The following is a 17,562-nucleotide window of genomic DNA, read 5'->3' as shown; positions in this document are numbered from 1 at the left end:
ACGGCTGTGCGAATGGGGCGGGGCCCTAGACCGCGCCCATCACGGCGCGGCCCGCGTCGGCCGAGCGTTCGCGCGCGCCCGAGCCCTCGTCCACCGTCACCACGACCGAAAGGCCGGGGGTCAGGTATTCGGCCATCTCCTGCCCCGGGTCTATGCTGATGCGCAGCGGCAGGCGCTGGGCGATCTTGGTGAAGTTCCCGGTCGTGTTCGACGAGGCCAGGATGCTGAATTCGGACGCCGTGGCCGGAGAGAACGCCTCGACCCGGCCGGTGAAGGCGCGGTGCTGCATCGCGTCCACGGTGAAGGTGGCGCGGTCGCCGACGCGGATGCCGTGAAGTTCCGTTTCGCGGAAGTTGGCGATCACCCAGACCTCGGGCGAGACATGGCTGACCAGCGCGGTGCCGGCGGTGACGTATTGGCCCAGCCGCACGCCGACCTGGCCCAGCCGGCCGGCGGCGGGGGCGCGGATCACCGTGTTCGACAGGTCGATCTGCGCCAGTTCCACCGCGGCCTCGGCCGAGGCGATCTCGGCCTTGCGGGCGCCAAGGCCGACCTGGGCGCCGGCGACATCCTCGCGCGCGACGGCGATGGCGCTTTCGGCCTGGGTCACGGCGGCCTCGGCCTGGCGCAGGGCCAGTTCGCTTTCGTCGGTGGTGCTTTGCGCCGTCACGCCGCGCTGGCGCAGGGCGCTGGCGCGGTCCCAGTTGGCGCGGGCGGTGTCGCGGGCGGCCTCGGCCGAGCGCAGCGCGGCCTCGGCCGACTGCACGCCTGCCTGGGCGGAATGGACCGACTGTTCCTGGATCTTGAGCGCGGCGCGCGCGCCTTCCAGCGCGGCCTGGGCCTGCGCGAGCTTCTGGCGGTACTGGCGGTCGTCGATGCGGGCGATGACCTGGCCCCGGGTCACGGCCTGGAAGTCCTGCACCTCGACCGCCGAGACATAGCCCGACAACTGCGGCGCCAGCGTCGTGACCTGGCCGCGGACATAGGCGTTCTCGGTCTGCGGATGGGGTGTGCCGAAGGGCGGCAGGTGCCAGGCGTAAAGCACCGCCAGCAGCCCCGCGAGGCCCGCGGCGACGGCGATCAGGGTGGGAAGGATATGGGTCTTGGTCATGCTTGGGACTCGGGTATGGGGGCTTTTGGGGCGCGGCGCAGGCGGCGGGCCACCATCGCGTCGCGCCAGATGTGCAGGGTCAGCGCCACCAGCGCCGCCAGCGCGACGGCGGCGGTCAGGCGATAGGCGTCGTTATAGGCCATGACATAGGCCTGGTTCGCGGCCTCTTGCGCCAAGGCCGCGACGCCTTGGGCCTTGCGCAGCGCCGGGTCGGCGATCTGCGCGGCCAGCGCGGCGGCGCGCGCGGCGACGGCCTGCGTCACCAGCGGGTCGGCGGTGGTCATGGTTTCGCGCAGGGTCTGCAGGTGCAGGGCCTGGCGGTGGTTGATGAAGGTCGAGAACAGCCCCGACCCCGCCGCGCCGCCCAGGCTTTGCGTCGACAGGAACACGATGATGAAGCTGAGCAGATAGGTCGGGCCGCGCGCCAGCGCCGAGAGCAGGCCGCGCATCATCGCCGGCGCCATGAAGAAGGACCCGGCAAAGCCGATCAGCGCCTGGCTGAGCATCATCTGCGCGGGCCGGGTGTCGATGGTGGCGTGGCTGTCCATGAAGGCGCCGGCGGCGATCAGCGCCAGCGCGATCAGGTGGAACAGGGGCACGCGCTCGGGCTTCATGAAGGGGATGAGGGCGAGCCCGCCCAGGATCGTCGCCGCCGAGATCACCGCGAACAGCGGCACCAGCTGGCCCTGGGTGATGCCCAGCACCTGGAACATGCGCGGCGCGCCGGCGCCCTGTTCCGACAGCACCAGCCGGAACAGCAGCAGCGTCACCGTCAGGTGCAGCATGGCGGGGCTGGCGAGCCAGCGGATGTCCAGAAGCGGCGCCTTGCGGTGCAGCTCGATCACCACGGCGAGCGTCAGCGCCACCACGGACAGCGCCAGCACCCAGCCCAGCCAGGGCGCGTCGGTCCACCAGCGGATCGGGCCCATGACGAAGCCCACCGTCATGCCGGCAAAGCCCAGCGCGATCAGCAGCCAGCTGACCAGGTCGAGGGGCGCGATGGACTTGACGCGGGGCGGCGATTTCAGCGGCAGGCAATAGACCAGCCCCAAGGACACTGCGGCCATTCCCAGCGTCATCACATGCAGCCCCTGCCAGCCCTGGTCGCCCATCAGCGAAGGCGAGATCACCCGCGCCAGATGCGGCCCCACCCCCGTCATCGCCAGGACGATCGGCAGGCCCATCCGCATCTTCCACGCCGGCGGCAGCGGTTCGAGCATGTAAAGGAAGGCCAGCGTCGACAGCGGCGCCGAGGCGACGCCCGCGCAGAACTGCACCATGATCGCCGAGCGCAGGTCGAGGATGGCGAAGGACAGCACCGCCACGGCCAGATAGACCACGACCGCCACCTCGGCGAAGCGGCGCAGGCCGTATTGGGCGCGGATCTTGATGAGCAGCAGCGGCATCGAGGCGCGCGGCGCCAGAAAGGCCGCCATCAGCCAGCTGGCCTGCGTCTGGGTTGCGCCCAGGTCGCCCGCGATCTGGGGGATGTTGGTCGAGACGAACCCCTGCGCCAGCCCCTGGGTCAGCGAGATCATGATCGAGGCCGCGACATAGGCCAGCGCGCGCGGCAGCGGCATCGGCTGGTGCGGCGGCGGCGCCGGCACGGAGGCAGAGGCGGCGGTGGGCGCGGAGGCGGGCGCGGGTGGCGCCGCCCCCGGTCCGCGAGCGGTCTGGGGGGAGGCCCCGGGCGCGGCTGCGTCGGCGGCGGTCATGGCTGGCGCAGGCGGTCGGCGTTGCGGGTCATGGTGGCCAGCACGCGGCGGGTGGCGGCCAGGTCCTCGGGGTCCACGCCTTCGATCAGGCTGGCCTCGGCCTCGGCGCGAAAGCGCAGCAGGGGCTCGATCCGGCTGGTGTCGGTCAGAAACACCGCATGCTTGCGCGCGTCGCCCTCCAGGGGGCGGCGCTCGGCCAGGCCCTGCGCCTCGAGCGCGTCGAGCAGCCGCTTGAGGGTCGGGGTCTCGATTCCCATCTCGGCGGCCAGTTCGGCCTGGCTGGCGCCGGGGCTGCGGCCGATGGCGGTCAGCAGCCGGGCGCGGGCATAGGTCAGGTCCAGGCGACGGACCCGCGTCTCGAAGGCGGCGCGGATCGAGCGGGTCAGGCTGATGATTTCTTCGAACAGGGTCATCGGACGGTGGGTCATGGAATACGTTAGCGCGCTAATGGTCTTGTTAGCGAGCTAACGATCGTGCCCGCCGGTTTCAAGTCCCTCCGCCGAAACGGCGAAGGGTGCATTCGGTTGCGTCGAAGGCCGTTTTCTGTCCCGGGCGGCCGGGCAGGCATCGGGGCGCGGCCCCGATGGGCCCGCCGCCCGCCCGGTCAGTAGTCGCGTTCGTAGAACAGGCCGATGCCGCTGTCGCCTTCGCTGTCGACCGAGCCGCGGGCGGTCAGGCTTTTCGAGACGTCGAGGTTCAGGTTCAGCCGCGTCTTGCCGTCTCCGCCCACCTGCACGTCGGTGTACAGGTTCTCGGACAGGTATTTGCCGGCCCGGACCGAGACATTGCCGCGGTCGTCCGTGGTCAGGTCCAGATCGTCGAGGCCGGTCGAGGCGCGCAGCCGGCCGATGATGCCCTCGCCGCCCCGGCCCGCCAGGGTGGCGATGGCGCTGGCCAGCTGGGCGGCCTGAAGCGCGCTGATGTTGTCGATGCCGCGCCCGAACAGCAGCTGGGACAGCACCTCCTCCTCGGGCATCTCGGGCGAGGATTCGAAGGTGATTTCCGGGTCGCGGGCGTCGCCGTCGATGATGATGCTGGTGGTGATGCCGTCCTGTTCGGTCTGGGCGACCAGGCGCAGCACCGGGACCATGCTGCCCTGCAGTTCGATCAGCCCCTCGGTCAGGTCGAAGCGCTTGCCCAGCAGGTCCACCCGGCCCCGGATCAGTTCGAACTGGCCGACGGGGATGGGCTGGCGGGCGTTGCCGGTCAGGCGGATTTCGCCGCCGAGTTCCGCATCGACGCCGCGGCCCCGGACGAACACTTGGTCGGGCGCCGCGATCACCAGGTCGAAGCGCGCCGGATTGGCCGGGGGCGTGGCCGGCGGCGCGGTCATCCCGGCCTGGCGCGAGGCGTCGCTGGGAAACTCGATCAGCCCCGCCTTGGCGCGGGTCTGGCGCTGGGGCGGGCGTTCGGACAGGTGCCGGATGTCGGGAATCGCGCGGGCGCTGCCCAGGGCCGAGGGGATGCGGATTTCCGTGCGGCCGAGGTCGATGCGGCCCGAGACCAGGGGCCCCCCGGCCTGCGAGCCCGAGACCGAGATCGCGCCGTTGACGCGGGTTTCGTAAAGGTTCGGGTCGCGCAGGACCACATCGGCCAGCCGCACGCTGAGGTCCATGGGCCGCTGCCCGGTCAGGGTGATCGGCCCGGTGACGGAAATCCGCCCGCCGTTTTCCACCGCCCCCTGGATGTCCAGCGTCAGCCGCCCGTCGGCGATGTCCGCACGCGCGTTGAGCGAGCCCACGGCCAGGCCGAAGCGCGGCTCGGCCAGGCGCCCGTTGGTCAGCGCGACGCGGCCCGACAGCGCCTGGAGCGACGGCCGCCCGTTCAGGCGCAGGTCGAAGGACAGCGGCCCTTCGACCGAGCGGGTGCGCAGGAAGGGGTTGGCGGCGGCGGCGTTGCTGGTGCCCTGGACGCGGATGTCCATGCTTTGCAGGTTGGCGGCGGCGGTGCCGGTGATGCGGGCATCGGTGTCGCCGGGGGCGGTCGCGGTCAGGTCCACCTGATAGGCCGGGCCGGTGTTCTGGATGCGGCCCCGCACCCCGGCCGGTCCCGGAAAGCCCGGGACCAGCAGGCCCAGGTCGTTGAGCCGCGCGTCGAGGTTCAGCCCGGTGGCGGGGCTGCCGTCGCCGGTCACGCGGAACTGGCCGTTGCCGGCCTGCAGCCGGCTGACCGTCAGCCCGCCGTTCGCCTGCTGGGCGGCGTCGAGTTCGAAGGTGGTCTCGCCGGCCAGCACCGCGTCGGCCTGCGGGTTGCCCACCGCCAGGCCCCGCGCGGTGCCGCGCGCGGTGATCGCGCGGGCGCCGTCCGGCCGGTCGGCGACCCGCGCCGTGGCCTGAAGCGCGCCGCGAAAGCCCTGGCCCAGAAAGCGCAGGTCGTCGGCGCGCAGTTCTGCGTTCAGGTCGGTCGCGCCCTGGCCCAGCTTGCCCTGCGCCGTGACGTTCAGGCGCGGGTTCTGGACCTGCGCCGTTTCGATGGTGAACACGCCGTCGCGTTCGGTCCCGCGCAGCGCCAGCTGCGTCTCTCCGGTCAGGGCGCCGTCGACCTGGGTCTGGCCGAAGCTGAGGTCGCGCCCGGTGCCGGTCACGTCGAGCCTGCGCGCGCCGGTGCCGTCGTCCTTGAAGCTGCCTCGCGCCGACAGCGCGCCCCGCCAGCCGCGCCCGAAGCTGGCGAGCGAGCGGATGTCCAGCTGCCCGGTCATGTCGGTCGTCTCGCCGATGCTGCCCTGGGCGGTGGCTTGCATCTGCTGGTTCTTCAGCTCGAAGGCCTGGATGGTGAAATCGCCCTGCGCGTCCTGGCTGGCCTGCAGCCGCAGGTCGGTCACGCCGGTCAGCGCCCCGTCCACGTCCGACTGGCCAAAGCGCAGGTCGGTGCCGCGCCCGGTCAGCGCGATCCGGCGGGCGTTGCCCTGTTTCGTGGCGGTGCCGTCCAAGGTGATGCCGCCGGAAAAGCCGCGGCCCAGCACGGCCAGGTCGGGCATGGTCAGCGACAGCTTGCCTTCCAGCGCGTCGGGCGCGAACTGGCCCGCGCCCTCGGCCTGCAGCTGCGGGTTCGTCAGGCGGAACTGCTGGAGTTCGTAGCTGCCGTTCTGTTCCTGCAGCTGCACCACCAGATCGGTGCGGCCCTTGAAGGCGCCGTCGATCTCGGGCCGGCCCAGCGCCAGGTCCTGGGCGTGGCCGTCGAGGTCCAGCTTGCGCGCGTTCAGCGGGCCGGACAGCCGGGCCTGCGTCTCCAGCGCGCCGCCATAGGCGGGATCGGCCACCGACAGATCGGGCATGGAGATCGTCGCCGTCACGTCGCTGGCGCCCGAATTCAGATAGCCCTGGGCCTGCGCGGTCAGGTTCTGCGCGTTCACGGTCAGCCGGCGCAGGCGGATGCCGTCGGTGTCGCGCCGCATGGCCAGGTCGATGCGCGAGGCGCCGGCCAGCATCCGGTCGGCCTGGTCCTGGCCGATGCGGATGTCGCGGCCCTCGATCTGGGTATCGACGTCGAAGGCGCCGCCCAGCACCCGGTAGAAGCCCTTGACGGCGGCATCGGCCTGCCCGCCCAGGTCGCGCCCCGCCAGGCGCGACAGGCGCGAGAGGTCGCTGTGCCGGGCGGTGACGTTCCCGGACAGCACGATGCCGCTTTTCAGGCCCGAGGCCTGCATGTCGCCCGTGAAGCCGAAGGCGTCGGAGTTGACGTTCATCCCCCACAGCCGCAGCGCGTTGCCGGGCGTGAACGCCAGGTTCAGGCCGCCGTTCAGCGTGCGGCCCAGCGCATCGGCCAGCCCGGGGTCGGTCGGCGCCAGGTCGTCCATGCCGAAGGCGAGCCAGCCCCGGATCTCGGACAGGGCCTGCTGCTCGGTCAGAACGACCCGGCCGCGGCCGTCCAGGCGCAGTTCGGACAGGCTGATGTCGGGGCGGGTGATGTCGCCCACCTTGCCGGTCAGCACCCAGCCCGAGCCCTGGGCCGCGTCATAGTCCAGCCGCAGGTTGCCCGAATTGACCGTCATCGGCTGGTCGCCGAAGGGCAGCGCCACGGGCAGCTGGGTCGCCCCCGCGTCGCGGCCAAGAAGCAGCGTCAGATGCGCGCTTTCCGGCGCGCCCTGCGCCGTCGTCGCGACCGATCCCGCAAGGTCCAGCGCGCCGGTGGTGATCTTCAGTTCCGGGATCAGCAGCCGGCCGTCCTGGCCGCGCCAGCCGTCCGCCCGGACCTGCGAGGTGCCGGCAAAGAACTGCTGGTTGCCGGGCGCGGTAAGGCTGGCGATGTCGCCGTCCAGCCGGGCGTGGAAGGCGGTGCCGGGGGCGCCCTCGCGCTCCTCGGCCTTGATCTGGACGGTGCCCGTCACGCGGGGCTGGCCGTCGGTTTCCAGCTTGATGCCGGCGGTGAAGTCCGACAGCGGGCCGTTGCCCGCGATCTCGGCCCGGACGGCGGGGCGGCCGTTCATGCGCACGGCGTTGGAAAACAGCCCGTTGCGATCCTCGTCCAGCTTGAGGTCCAGCGCCAGCACCCGGGTTTCGTTGGAAAAGCCCGCGACCAGCGCGAATTCGCCGCGTGGCCCGTCCACCCGGTCGATCGCCAGCTTGGTGCCGCCTTCGCCATTGGCGAGGTTCATCGAGCCGTCGATGGCCAGCACCGCCTGCTGGCCCATCACCGCCTGGCCAAGCTCGACGCGCCCCACGGCGATGCGGTCGATGTTGACCGAGACCGGCAGCTGCGGCAGCGAAAATTCGCGCGCCTCGGGCTGGGGGGCGCTGCGGTCGGTCGCGCCGGCGCCCGGCAGGCGCGGCAGGATGATGCGTTCGGCCGACAGTTCGTTGATCTGGATGCGGCGCGACAGCAGCGCCGAGCGGCTCCAGCTGAGGGCGCCGTTTTCCAGCGTGATCCAGACGCCCTGGTCGTCGGCGATGGTCATGCGGGTGAAGGTCGCGCGCGAGGAGAGCGCGCCCTGGAACCCCTCGATGTTCACCTGCCGGCCGGCGCCGGACAGCTTTTCCTGAAGGAAGCGGGTGATGAAGCCCTTGTCGTCCTCGACCTCCTGGGAAATCTCGGCGGCGCTGTCCTGGGCCTGGGCGGGCGTCTGCCCCTGAAGCGCCAGCGGCAGCCACAGGCCGACCAGGGCAATCCAGAGCGCGGCGGCGAAACGGGTCTTGCGGGACGGATGTGCCATCAGAACGCCTGCCCCAGACCGATATAGACCTGCACGCCGGAATCGTCGCTGTCATCGCCCCCGCCGACGGGGGCGGCGATGTCGAAGCGCAGCGGCCCGATGGGCGTGCGATAGCGCACCCCCGCGCCCGCGCCCGCCTGCCAGCCGCTGCCGCCGGAAAAGCCCTCTTCCTCCCACACCCGGCCGGCATCGGCGAACAGCGCCAGGCCGATGCGTTCGCGGACCTGGATGCGGGCCTCGGCGGTCACGGTGGCGATGGACATGCCGCCGGTCTTGACCGGGCCGTCGGGGCCGGGGATCACCTCGACGCCCAGCGATTCGAAGGAATGGCCGCGCACGGTGCCGCCGCCGCCCGAATAGAACAGGTAGTCGCGCGGCGTTTCGTCGATATCGGGGCCGACGACGGTGCCCAGACGGGCGCGGCCCGCCAGCGTGAAGCGGTCGTCGCGTCCGAAGCTGGCATAGCGCCGCCCCTCGGCCACGATCTGCGCGCCCGAGCCGGTTTCGTCCTGCAGCCCGACAAAGGGCGTCACCTGCCCCGACAGCCAGTAGCCGTGCTTGGCGTCCGTCTTGTCGTCGCGCTGGTCCCAGGTGATCGAGGCGGGCAGCGCGAACAGGCGGAAGTCGGTCTGCCCGGCGTCGTCCTCCACCCGCAGCGCGCGGTATTGCAGCGCGATGTCGGCGGTCAGTTCGTCGCTGGGCAGCCAGGTGAAGCCCAGGCCGAAGGTCCCGGACTTGAGGTCGTAGTCCTCTTCCTGCTCGCTTTTCACCTCGGCCAGCAGATAGCCGGTGGTGTCGGCGGTGATGGTGGCCGGGCGGTCCAGCCGGACGCCCAGGTTGTAGTCGCGCCCGGTGTCGCCGCCGATGTCGGACACGCCCGCGTCGACGCGCAGCCGTTCGCCGCCGCGCAGCAGGTTGCGGTGTATCCAGTAGCCGGTCAGCCCCAGCCCGTCGGTGGTGGAATATTCAAAGCCGCCACCGATCCGGCGCAGCTTTTGTTCGGCGACCAGCAGGTCCACGTCCAGCGTGTTGTCCGGGCCGATGGCATCCGCTTCGGTCAGCGTGATGGCCGAGAAAACGCCCGAGCGGCGCAGGCGCTTGCGCACGTCCTCGAGCTTTTCGGGGTCGAACCGCTCGCCCTCGGGGAAGCCCGCGATCTTGCGCAGCCGGCGCGGGTCCATGCGCTGATAGCCGCGGATGGTCAGTTCGCCGAAGCGCAGCGTGGGGCCGGGGGCCAGCAGGATGCGGCTGTCGATCAGGTTCGTGGCGTGGTCGGCCTCGATGTCGGTGCGGGCGACCTCGGCCTTGGCATGGCCCACGTCGCGCCAGCCCTCGACCGCCGAGGTCGCGGCCGAGCGCATCTCGCCCGTCCGCGCGATGGCGCCGCGGTGATAGTCGGCCGGCAGTTCGGTCCCCGGTGCCACCGGCGCGATGTCGGCCCGGCTGTAACGGAATCGGGGCCCCGGCTGGACCGCGACCGCGACGCGGCGCACCACCTGCGGCGCGTCCAGGGGCGCGATCTGGGCGGCCTCGACCCCGTCGAGCGTGATGTTGATGACGACCGAGTAATAGCCGTTGTCATAGAGCACGCCCAGGATGCGGGCGTAATCGCCCCGCGCCGCCGCCAGCAGGTCCTGGCCGGTCACCCGCCCCTCGTCCTGGGCGCTGGCCAGAAGCGAGGTGGCCCGGATCTGGGACATAAGAGAATCGTCGCCGCCCGCGATGGCGAAATCCAGGTCTATGGGCGAGCCTTCGTTCCCCTTCGCGCCCCCGAACAGGCCCGAAAACGGCGAGGAGGCCGACGAGCCCGACCCCGAGGATTGCGCCAGGACCACCCCGGCACCCGTCCCCAGGATGAAAGCGGCGGCGGCGCCCGCCTTCATGATCGTTCTCATGCCTGCTCCTGCCCTGTTCTGGCGGTTTTGATGGCAGTCTTGCAGGTGGGCGGGGCAAAATCCAGCGCCCGGGCGTGTCCGCGGGGATTTTTCACGCGATCGCGGCCAGGCAGCCATGCAGCGCCGCCATGTCGTCGCGGATCACCCCCACCGGCACCGCCGCCACGATCTGCGCCATCAGCGGATCGGACCGGAAGGCCGCCTGAAAGATATCAAGGCGCTGGGTCGCGCTGCGGGCGACGCTGCCGGCCAGGAACATCCCGTCAAGCGGCATGAAGCGCAGCGCGAGTTCGCGGCAGATCAGCCCGAACAGCCGCGCATAAAGATCGAGCGTCGCGCCCGCCGCCGCATCGCCCCGGCCCGCCGCCTCGACCACGGCCTCGGCCGGCTCTATGGCCGTATCGGCCAGAAGGGCGTGCAGTCGGGCAAGGCCGCGACCCGCGAACAGCTCTTCGACCGAATCAAGGGGGGCGGCGCGCGCGCCCAGCGCCTGCGCCAGCGGAGCCGCGACCGAGACCGGCAGCCGGGTGTGGCCCTCCTCTGCCTCGAGGCAGGCGATGCCGCCGCCGGGCAGGACCTTGACCGCGCAGACGTTGAAGCCGGTGCCCGCGTTCACCACCAGCCGCTGGCCGTTGCGCCCGCCCGCCGGGGGCGGATCGGTCAGGAAACCCGCCGCCTCGCCCGAGAGCGCCGGCGTCGCATAGCCCAGCGCGATCAGGTCGTTGATCAGCCGCGCCCGGCCGGCGCCGGTCAGGTCGCGCAGCCGCTGTTCGGAAAAGGACCAGTCGCGGTTCGTCAGCCGGGCCTGGCCCCCGGTCACGGGCCCGGCGACGGCGACGCAGACCGCCTCGATCCGGGGGTTGCCCGCGCGTTCCAGGAACAGGCGCACCACGCTGTCGAAATCGGCATGCGCCTCGCCGCGGAACCGAGCGATGCTGCCGGGGTCGATGCCGGTGTCCACCCGGGCCAGCGCCAGCCGCGCATTGGTCCCGCCCACGTCCGCCAGCATGATCGCCATCACCCACTCCTCTGCCGTCCCGGCCTCTGTCTAGGCCATCCTCGCGCCCTGTGCCAGCGCGCCCCTCCGGCGCCCCCGGGGAGGTTTCGCGGAACCCGCCCTGTCGCCCGGGGGTTCCCCTGACGACTTGAGCGAAAGCGAAAGGTTGCAAAGATGTTGCACCACACCCTCCGCGCGGCCCTTGCCGCCACCGCCCTGATCGCCGCACAGGCGGCCCCCGCCGGCGCCACGATCACCTCGCGCGACGAAAACGCTGCGAACCCGCGCGGCTGGTCCGCCGTCCAGGGCATGGACCCCCGCGCCGTCCGCGACATGGCGCGCGATCTGCCCACCTCGGACCAGGCGGCCGCCGACCAGCCCTGGTGCGCCCCCGATGCCGAGATCGAGACCAGCCTGCGCCATGACTTCGAGGAAGAGCGCGTCGCCTCGAACGGGCGTGACACGGCGCTTTGGGGTTCGGTGCTGATGGGCACCTGGACCGTGGTGCTGGAACGGCCCGACGCCACCAGCTGCGTCATCGCCTCGGGGATCGGGTTTCGCGACGGCACCAGCCCGGACGCTTATTTCACCCGCGTGGGCCTGCTGCGCTGACCGGCGCCGATTTGCGCCGCAGGGCCGCAGGTGATATGGCGCCCGCAACTTTCCCCTTGAGGCCGCCATGACCGACCACATCATCAAAGACATCTCGCTGGCCGATTACGGCCGCAAGGAACTCGACATCGCCGAAACCGAAATGCCCGGGCTGATGGCGCTGCGGGCGGAATACGGCGAAGCCAAGCCCCTGGCCGGCGCGCGTATCGCCGGCTCGCTGCACATGACGATCCAGACCGCCGTGCTGATCGAGACCCTGGTGGCGCTGGGCGCCGAGGTGCGCTGGGCATCGTGCAACATCTTCTCGACCCAGGACCACGCGGCGGCGGCGATCGCGGCGGCCGGCATCCCGGTCTTTGCCATCAAGGGCGAGACGCTGCCCGAATACTGGTCCTATACCGACCGGATCTTCCAGTTCGACGGCGGGCCCGCGAACATGATCCTGGACGACGGCGGCGACGCCACCATGTATGTCCTGCTGGGCGCGCGCGTCGAGGCGGGCGAGACCGGGCTGATCGAGGTTCCGACCAGCGAGGAGGAGGAGGCGCTGTTCGCGCAGATCAGGCGCCGCCTGGCCGCCTCGCCGGGCTGGTTCACCGCCCAGCGCGACGCGATCCGCGGCGTCAGCGAGGAAACCACCACCGGGGTCCACCGGCTTTACGACCTGCACAAGCGCGGCCTGCTGCCCTTCCCGGCGATCAACGTGAACGACAGCGTCACCAAGTCGAAGTTCGACAACAAGTACGGCTGCAAGGAATCGCTGGTGGACGGCATCCGCCGCGCCACCGACACGATGATGGCGGGCAAGGTCGCGGTCGTCTGCGGCTATGGCGACGTGGGCAAGGGCTCGGCCGCCAGCCTGCGCGGCGCCGGCGCCCGGGTGAAGGTCACCGAGGTCGACCCGATCTGCGCGCTGCAGGCCGCGATGGACGGGTTCGAGGTCGTGCTGCTTGAGGATGTCGTCTCGACCGCCGACATCTTCGTGACCACCACCGGGAACCGCGACGTGATCCGCATCGAGCACATGCGCGAGATGAAGGACATGGCCATCGTCGGCAACATCGGCCATTTCGACAATGAAATCCAGGTCGCGGCGCTGAAGAACCACAAGTGGACCAACGTCAAGGACCAGGTGGACCTGATCGAGATGCCCTCGGGCAACCGCATCATCCTGCTTTCGGAAGGGCGGCTCTTGAACCTCGGCAACGCCACCGGCCATCCCAGCTTCGTGATGTCGGCCAGCTTCACCAACCAGGTGCTGGCGCAGATCGAGCTGTGGGTGCGCGGCGACGACTATCAGCCCGGCGTCTACATCCTGCCCAAGCACCTGGACGAAAAGGTCGCCCGCCTGCACCTGGACCGGATCGGCGTCAAGCTGACCCGGCTTTCGGCCGAACAGGCCGCCTATATCGGCGTGACCCCCGAAGGCCCCTTCAAGCCCGAACATTACCGCTACTGACGGCTCTCACCGTTTTCCAAATACCCTGGGGGGAACGCCGCACCGGGGGGGGGGGGGGCCAACGCCCCCCGCCCCCTGCGCCAGCATCGCCTTGATCGCGCTGGCATGGCCCGGCGCCGCCGCCAGGGCATCGGCACACAGCGCCTCGGCCGCGGCCAGCAGCGCGTCGGCCGGGACCAGCCGGTCCACGAGGCCCCAGGCCAAGGCCTCCTCGGCCGCGATCTTCTGCCCGGCCATCAGGATCATGGCGGCCCGGGCCGGGCCGACCAGCGCCGCCAGGCGGCCCGGGTCGCTTGGCTGCGGCAGATAGCCAAGCCGCATCACCGGGTAGAACACCCGCGCCCCCGGCACCGCCAGCCGGATGTCGCAGGCCAGCACCATGCCCATCGCCCCGCCGGCCACGGTGCCGTTCAGCGCCGCGACCGTCAGGCAGGGCATCGCGGCCAGGCGCGCGGACAGCCGCTCCCATTCCGGGGCGGTGGCAAGCCCGGCGCGCGCCTCGTCAAGGTCCGCGCCGGCCGAGAACACCGACCCCGCCCCGGTCAGGATCAGCCCGCGCAGGCCGGGGTCCGCCGCCATCGCCTCCAGCGCAGCCAGCAGGTCCCGCAGCATGGCGCGGGTCAGGGCATTGGCCTTTTCCGGCCGTGCCAGGGTGATTTTTCCCAGGCCGCCGGTCATTTCGTTCAGGATCATGTCATCTCTCCTTTCGGCGGGAACGGGGCTGTGGCAAAACGCCTTACCATTGGCCCAAAGGCGCGTTTCCAGGAAAGGTAATGACATGACCCTCCGACTGACAAGCTCTGCACTGGCGCTGGCGGCGATGACCGCGCCGGCGCTTGCCGACGTGACACCGGAACAGGTCATGCAGTCCTGGATCGACTACTACCAGACCATGGGCTATTCGGTGACCGAAGGCGGGCGCAGCAAGGACGGCTCGACCCTGACGCTGACCGACGTGGTCTTTGCCGGCGGCACGCCCGAAGGACGCATGACCATGTCGGTGCCCAGCATCGCCCTGACCGACCAGGGCGACGGCACCGTTAAGACGGTGTTTTCCGACCAGATGCAGCTGATCGTCAGCGGCACCGAGCCCGAATCCGGCCCCTATGAGGTGCCCGCGACCATCGCCATGCCCGGCAACAGCATCGTCACCTCGGGCGCGCCCGAGGACATGACCCACCAGTTCGACTATCCGACGATCCGCATCGAGACGGAAAGGATGACCTCGGACGGGGTCGAAACGCCGCTGCCGATCACCGTGGGCATCGCCGACAGCAAGGGCCGGTTCCACGCGGCCCAGGGCGCGCCGCGCAAGTACGACTACGACATGACCACCGGCGCCATCGACTACAAGGCGCAGATGACGGGCGAGAACGGCGACCAGTTCAGCCTGTCGGGCAAGCTCGACGCGCTCGAGACGCGGGGCACCCTGTCGGGCGCGGGCTCCGCCGCCGATCTGGAAAGCCAGATGGCCGCCGCGCTCGAGGCGGGGCTGGCCATGGACGGGATGCTCAAGGGCGGGCCGATCAGCGGCGAATTCGCCTTTGCCGGGACCGAGGAAGGCCAGCCGACCAGCGGCTCGGGCAAGTATCAGGGCCGGGGGTTCGACGTGGGCTTCAGTCTGTCGCGCGACGGCCTGGGCTATCAGGTGGCCTCGGACGGGGTCTCGGTCGACGTCGTCTCGCCGCAGATGCCGATGCCGGTGCGCTACGGCTTCGACAGCACCAGCTTTGACATGCAGCTGCCGGTCAGCAAGGCCGATGCGCCCCAGCCCTTCAAGCTGGCCTATACCCTGGCCGGGCTGACCATCGGCGACGAGCTATGGGCCATGTTCGACCCGCAGTCGAAGCTGCCGCGCACGCCCGCCTCGCTCGACATCGACCTGACCGGGCTGATGACGGTGACGGAGAACCTGTTCGACGCCGCCAAGGCCACGGCCGAGCCTCCGCCCGCCGACGACACCGACGGCGCCACGGCCGAGGGCGTGTCCCCCGACGCCCCGGCCGACGACGCCGAGGCGCAGGCCGAGGCCGAGACGGGCCCCGAGGCCGACGCGCCGTCGCCCTTCGAGCCGGTCGAGCTGTCGATCAACCAGATCGCGCTGGACCTGCTGGGCGCCAAGCTGAACGCCAGCGGCGCCCTGAAGGCCCCGGCGGGCGGCAGCATGGAGACGGCCCCGGTCGGCACCATCCACGCCGAATACCAGGGCGTGAACACGCTGGTCGACAGCCTGGGCGAAATGGGCCTGATCCCGCAGGACCAGTTGGGCATGGTGCGCATGATGCTGGCGATGTTCGCCAAGCCCGTCGCGGGCGAGCCCGACCGCATGACCACCGACCTTGAGTTCCGCGAGGGCGGCGCCGTCTTTGCCAACGGCCAGCAGATCAAGTAAGCCCGGCCGGGCGCGCCGCCGCGCGCGCCCCGCAGGGGCGGGTCTTGCGCGCCTTGCGCCGCCCGTCCCGCGCCTTTTCCGTTGAAGGTTCCGCCATGTCCGACTTCGCCCGCCTGCAATCCCTGACCCAGCAGCTTCTGGACGCCGCCCGCCGTGCCGGCGCCGACCAGGCCGATGCCGTCGCCGTCGAGGCGGCCGCCGTGTCCGTCGATGTGCGGGCGGGCAAGCTGGAACATGCCGAGCGGGCCGAGGGCGTGGAAATCGGCCTGCGCGTGCTGGTCGCGGGGCGGCAGGCCTGCGTCTCGGCCTCGGACCACGCGGGGCGCACGATTGCCGACATGGCCGCCCGCGCCGTCGCCATGGCGCGCGAGGCGCCGGTCGACGACACGCTGGGGCTGGCCGACCCGGCGCAGCTGACCGACCGGACCGACAGCAGCGCGCTGGATCTTTACGACGGCTCGCCCGAGCCCCGGCCCGAGGCCCTGCAGGACGCCGCCCTGCGCGCCGAGGCCGCCGCGCTGGCGGTCGAGGGCATCTCGAAGGTGGAATCCGCCTCGGCCGCGCATTCGGCGCGGCGCATGTGGCTGGCGGCCTCGAACGGGTTTGAGGCCGGCTACGGGCGCACCGGCCACAGCCTGTCCACCGTCGCGATCACCGGCGAAGGCACCGGGATGGAGCGCGACTGGGCGGGCGAGACCCGCGTCCACCTGTCCGACATGCCGGACCCCGAATCCATCGGCCGGCTGGCGGGCGAACGCACCGTGGCGCGGCGCGGCGCGCGCAAGCCCCCGACCGGCGCTTTTCCCATCCTTTACGACGAACGCGTGGCGGCCGGGCTGATCGGCCATCTGGTGGGCGCGGTGAACGGCGCGGCGGTCGCGCGGGGCGCAAGCTGGCTGCGCGACGCCCTGGGCCAGCCGGTGCTGCCGCCTGGCTTCGACCTGGTGGAACTGCCGCACCTGCCGCGCATGGGCGGATCGCGCCTGTTCGACGCCGAGGGGCTGGCGACCCGCGACCGCGCGCTGGTCCGGGACGGCGTCCTGCAGGGCTGGACGCTGGATCTGGCCACGGGCCGCAAGCTGGGCCTGCCCTCGACCGCGAACGCGGTGCGCGGGGTCGGCAGCGCGCCGGTCCCCGGGGTGACGAACCTGGACCTGACCCAGGGGACGCAAACGCGCGAGGCGCTGATCCGCGACATGGGGCGCGGGCTGGTCGTGACCTCGATGCTGGGGGCCTCGATCAATGCGACGACGGGGGATTATTCGCGCGGCGCCGGCGGCTTCTGGGTCGAGAACGGCGAGATCACCCATGCCGTCAACGAATGTACCATCGCCGGGAACCTGCGCGACATGCTGATGCGCCTGACCGCCGCGAACGACGCCCGCGACTGGCGCGGGACCAGGGTTCCCAGCCTGCTGGTCGAGGGCATGACCGTTGCCGGCGCCTGACCTGAGCCTGCTGGACCAGGCCGCCCGCGAGGCGGGCGAGATCGCCCTGCGCTATTGGCGGCAATCGCCCGAGGCCTGGGACAAGGGCGGCGGCGCGGGTCCCGTCAGCGAGGCGGACCTGGCCGTCAACGCGCATCTGGAAAGCCTGCTGCGCGGCGCCCGGCCCGATTACGGCTGGCTGTCCGAGGAATCCGCCGACGAACCAGCGCGGCAGGATGCGCGCCACTGCTTCATTGTCGATCCGATCGACGGCACCCGCGCCTTTCTGGAAGGGCAGGAGGGGTTTTCCCATTCGCTCGCCATCGCGACCGATGGCCGGATCACCGCCGCCGTCGTGCACCTGCCCGCCCGGGGCCTGACCTATCTCGCGGCCGAGGAAGGCCCGGCGACGCTGAACGGCGCGCCGCTGGTGCCGGCCGATCACGACCTGGACGGCGCGCGCGTGCTGACGGCCAAGGTCGGGCTCGACCCGATGCACTGGCGCGGGGCCGCCCCGCCCCTGCGGCGCGAATTCCGCCCCTCGCTTGCCTGGCGGCTGTGCCTGGTGGCCGAGGGTCGGTTCAACGCGGCGCTGTCGGTGCGCGGCGTCTGGGAATGGGATATCGCCGCCGGCAGCCTGATCGCCCAGTGCGCGGGCTGCCGTGCGACCGAGCTTTCGGGCCAGCCGCTGCGCTTCAACGCCGCCCGGCCAATGGCCGAAGGGATGGTCGTCGCACCGCCCCGGCTGCACGGCCAGATGATCGCGGGGCTTGGCCCGGCGGGGTCGCCGTGACGGCCGGGCCGC

Annotated in this window: 12 protein-coding genes; 5 read left to right on the top strand and 7 right to left on the bottom strand. The window is 71.4% G+C overall.

The features are described 5' to 3' along the window. Positions 1-25: 25 nt before the first annotated feature. The 6 genes from BU28_RS0109245 to BU28_RS0109220 all read right to left on the bottom strand — a co-directional run bounded on the left by BU28_RS0109245 (position 26) and on the right by BU28_RS0109220 (position 10,888). Positions 26-1,111, bottom strand: coding sequence for an HlyD family secretion protein (locus BU28_RS0109245; RefSeq protein ID WP_028719230.1), 1,086 nt, complete (start codon positions 1,109-1,111; stop codon positions 26-28). Next, complete coding sequence (locus tag BU28_RS22500; protein ID WP_233145043.1) at positions 1,108-2,691, bottom strand: MFS transporter; 1,584 nt, start codon at positions 2,689-2,691, stop codon at positions 1,108-1,110. Before BU28_RS22500 ends, BU28_RS0109245 begins: the two co-directional genes overlap by 4 nt. A gap of 131 nt (positions 2,692-2,822) precedes the next feature. After that, positions 2,823-3,254 (bottom strand): MarR family winged helix-turn-helix transcriptional regulator, encoded by a 432-nt coding sequence (locus BU28_RS0109235; protein ID WP_028719229.1) that lies wholly within the window; start codon positions 3,252-3,254, stop codon positions 2,823-2,825. 176 nt (positions 3,255-3,430) lie between these two features. Beyond that, positions 3,431-7,975 carry a translocation/assembly module TamB domain-containing protein gene (locus BU28_RS0109230; RefSeq protein WP_036762487.1) on the bottom strand — a complete coding sequence of 1,515 codons (4,545 nt, stop codon included), beginning with the start codon at positions 7,973-7,975 and terminating at the stop codon, positions 3,431-3,433. Continuing rightward, positions 7,975-9,870, bottom strand: coding sequence for an autotransporter assembly complex protein TamA (locus tag BU28_RS0109225; RefSeq protein WP_028719227.1), 1,896 nt, complete (start codon positions 9,868-9,870; stop codon positions 7,975-7,977). The genes BU28_RS0109230 and BU28_RS0109225 overlap by 1 nt, the downstream gene beginning before the upstream one ends. A gap of 91 nt (positions 9,871-9,961) precedes the next feature. Continuing rightward, positions 9,962-10,888, bottom strand: a complete 927-nt coding sequence (locus BU28_RS0109220; protein ID WP_028719226.1) for a glucokinase — start codon at positions 10,886-10,888, stop codon at positions 9,962-9,964. A gap of 153 nt (positions 10,889-11,041) precedes the next feature. On the opposite strand from BU28_RS0109220, the gene BU28_RS0109215 reads away from it, so the two are divergent. After that, the gene (locus tag BU28_RS0109215) at positions 11,042-11,479 is read left to right on the top strand and encodes a hypothetical protein (RefSeq protein ID WP_028719225.1); all 438 of its coding nucleotides are present in this window, start codon (positions 11,042-11,044) and stop codon (positions 11,477-11,479) included. A 67-nt stretch (positions 11,480-11,546) separates the two neighbouring features. After that, positions 11,547-12,938, top strand: a complete 1,392-nt coding sequence (gene ahcY, locus BU28_RS0109210; protein ID WP_028719224.1) for an adenosylhomocysteinase — start codon at positions 11,547-11,549, stop codon at positions 12,936-12,938. Between the two features lie 6 nt (positions 12,939-12,944). Here the strand turns inward: ahcY and BU28_RS22495 are convergent, their stop codons facing one another. Next, entirely contained in the window at positions 12,945-13,631 is a 687-nt protein-coding gene (locus BU28_RS22495) for an enoyl-CoA hydratase/isomerase family protein (RefSeq protein WP_081791328.1), read from the bottom strand. An 85-nt stretch (positions 13,632-13,716) separates the two neighbouring features. On the opposite strand from BU28_RS22495, the gene BU28_RS0109200 reads away from it, so the two are divergent. The 3 genes from BU28_RS0109200 (at position 13,717) to BU28_RS0109190 (ending at position 17,550) form a co-directional block, all read left to right on the top strand. Continuing rightward, entirely contained in the window at positions 13,717-15,330 is a 1,614-nt protein-coding gene (locus tag BU28_RS0109200; RefSeq protein WP_028719223.1) for a DUF2125 domain-containing protein, read from the top strand. 95 nt (positions 15,331-15,425) lie between these two features. Next, positions 15,426-16,778: a TldD/PmbA family protein gene (locus BU28_RS0109195; protein WP_028719222.1), complete on the top strand. Its 1,353-nt coding sequence runs from the start codon at positions 15,426-15,428 to the stop codon at positions 16,776-16,778. Beyond that, positions 16,765-17,550, top strand: a complete 786-nt coding sequence (locus tag BU28_RS0109190; RefSeq protein WP_028719221.1) for a 3'(2'),5'-bisphosphate nucleotidase CysQ — start codon at positions 16,765-16,767, stop codon at positions 17,548-17,550. Before BU28_RS0109195 ends, BU28_RS0109190 begins: the two co-directional genes overlap by 14 nt. Positions 17,551-17,562 lie beyond the last annotated feature (12 nt).

The organism is Paracoccus yeei ATCC BAA-599 (assembly GCF_000622145.1).
Classification (GTDB): Bacteria; Pseudomonadota; Alphaproteobacteria; order Rhodobacterales; family Rhodobacteraceae; genus Paracoccus; species Paracoccus yeei.
This window is presented reverse-complemented; position numbering and strand designations above follow the sequence as displayed.

What these genes read in the sequence shown, in the direction of transcription:
- BU28_RS0109215 (WP_028719225.1), top strand. Translation starts at nt 11,042, where the DNA reads ATGTTGCACCACACCCTCCGCGCGGCCCTTGCCGCCACCGCCCTGATC.
- BU28_RS0109230 (WP_036762487.1), bottom strand. Translation starts at nt 7,975, where the DNA reads ATGGCACATCCGTCCCGCAAGACCCGTTTCGCCGCCGCGCTCTGGATT.
- BU28_RS0109220 (WP_028719226.1), bottom strand. Translation starts at nt 10,888, where the DNA reads ATGGCGATCATGCTGGCGGACGTGGGCGGGACCAATGCGCGGCTGGCG.
- BU28_RS0109235 (WP_028719229.1), bottom strand. Translation starts at nt 3,254, where the DNA reads ATGACCCACCGTCCGATGACCCTGTTCGAAGAAATCATCAGCCTGACC.
- BU28_RS0109225 (WP_028719227.1), bottom strand. Translation starts at nt 9,870, where the DNA reads ATGAGAACGATCATGAAGGCGGGCGCCGCCGCCGCTTTCATCCTGGGG.
- BU28_RS22495 (WP_081791328.1), bottom strand. Translation starts at nt 13,631, where the DNA reads ATGATCCTGAACGAAATGACCGGCGGCCTGGGAAAAATCACCCTGGCA.
- ahcY (WP_028719224.1), top strand. Translation starts at nt 11,547, where the DNA reads ATGACCGACCACATCATCAAAGACATCTCGCTGGCCGATTACGGCCGC.
- BU28_RS0109195 (WP_028719222.1), top strand. Translation starts at nt 15,426, where the DNA reads ATGTCCGACTTCGCCCGCCTGCAATCCCTGACCCAGCAGCTTCTGGAC.
- BU28_RS22500 (WP_233145043.1), bottom strand. Translation starts at nt 2,691, where the DNA reads ATGCCGCTGCCGCGCGCGCTGGCCTATGTCGCGGCCTCGATCATGATC.
- BU28_RS0109200 (WP_028719223.1), top strand. Translation starts at nt 13,717, where the DNA reads ATGACCCTCCGACTGACAAGCTCTGCACTGGCGCTGGCGGCGATGACC.
- BU28_RS0109245 (WP_028719230.1), bottom strand. Translation starts at nt 1,111, where the DNA reads ATGACCAAGACCCATATCCTTCCCACCCTGATCGCCGTCGCCGCGGGC.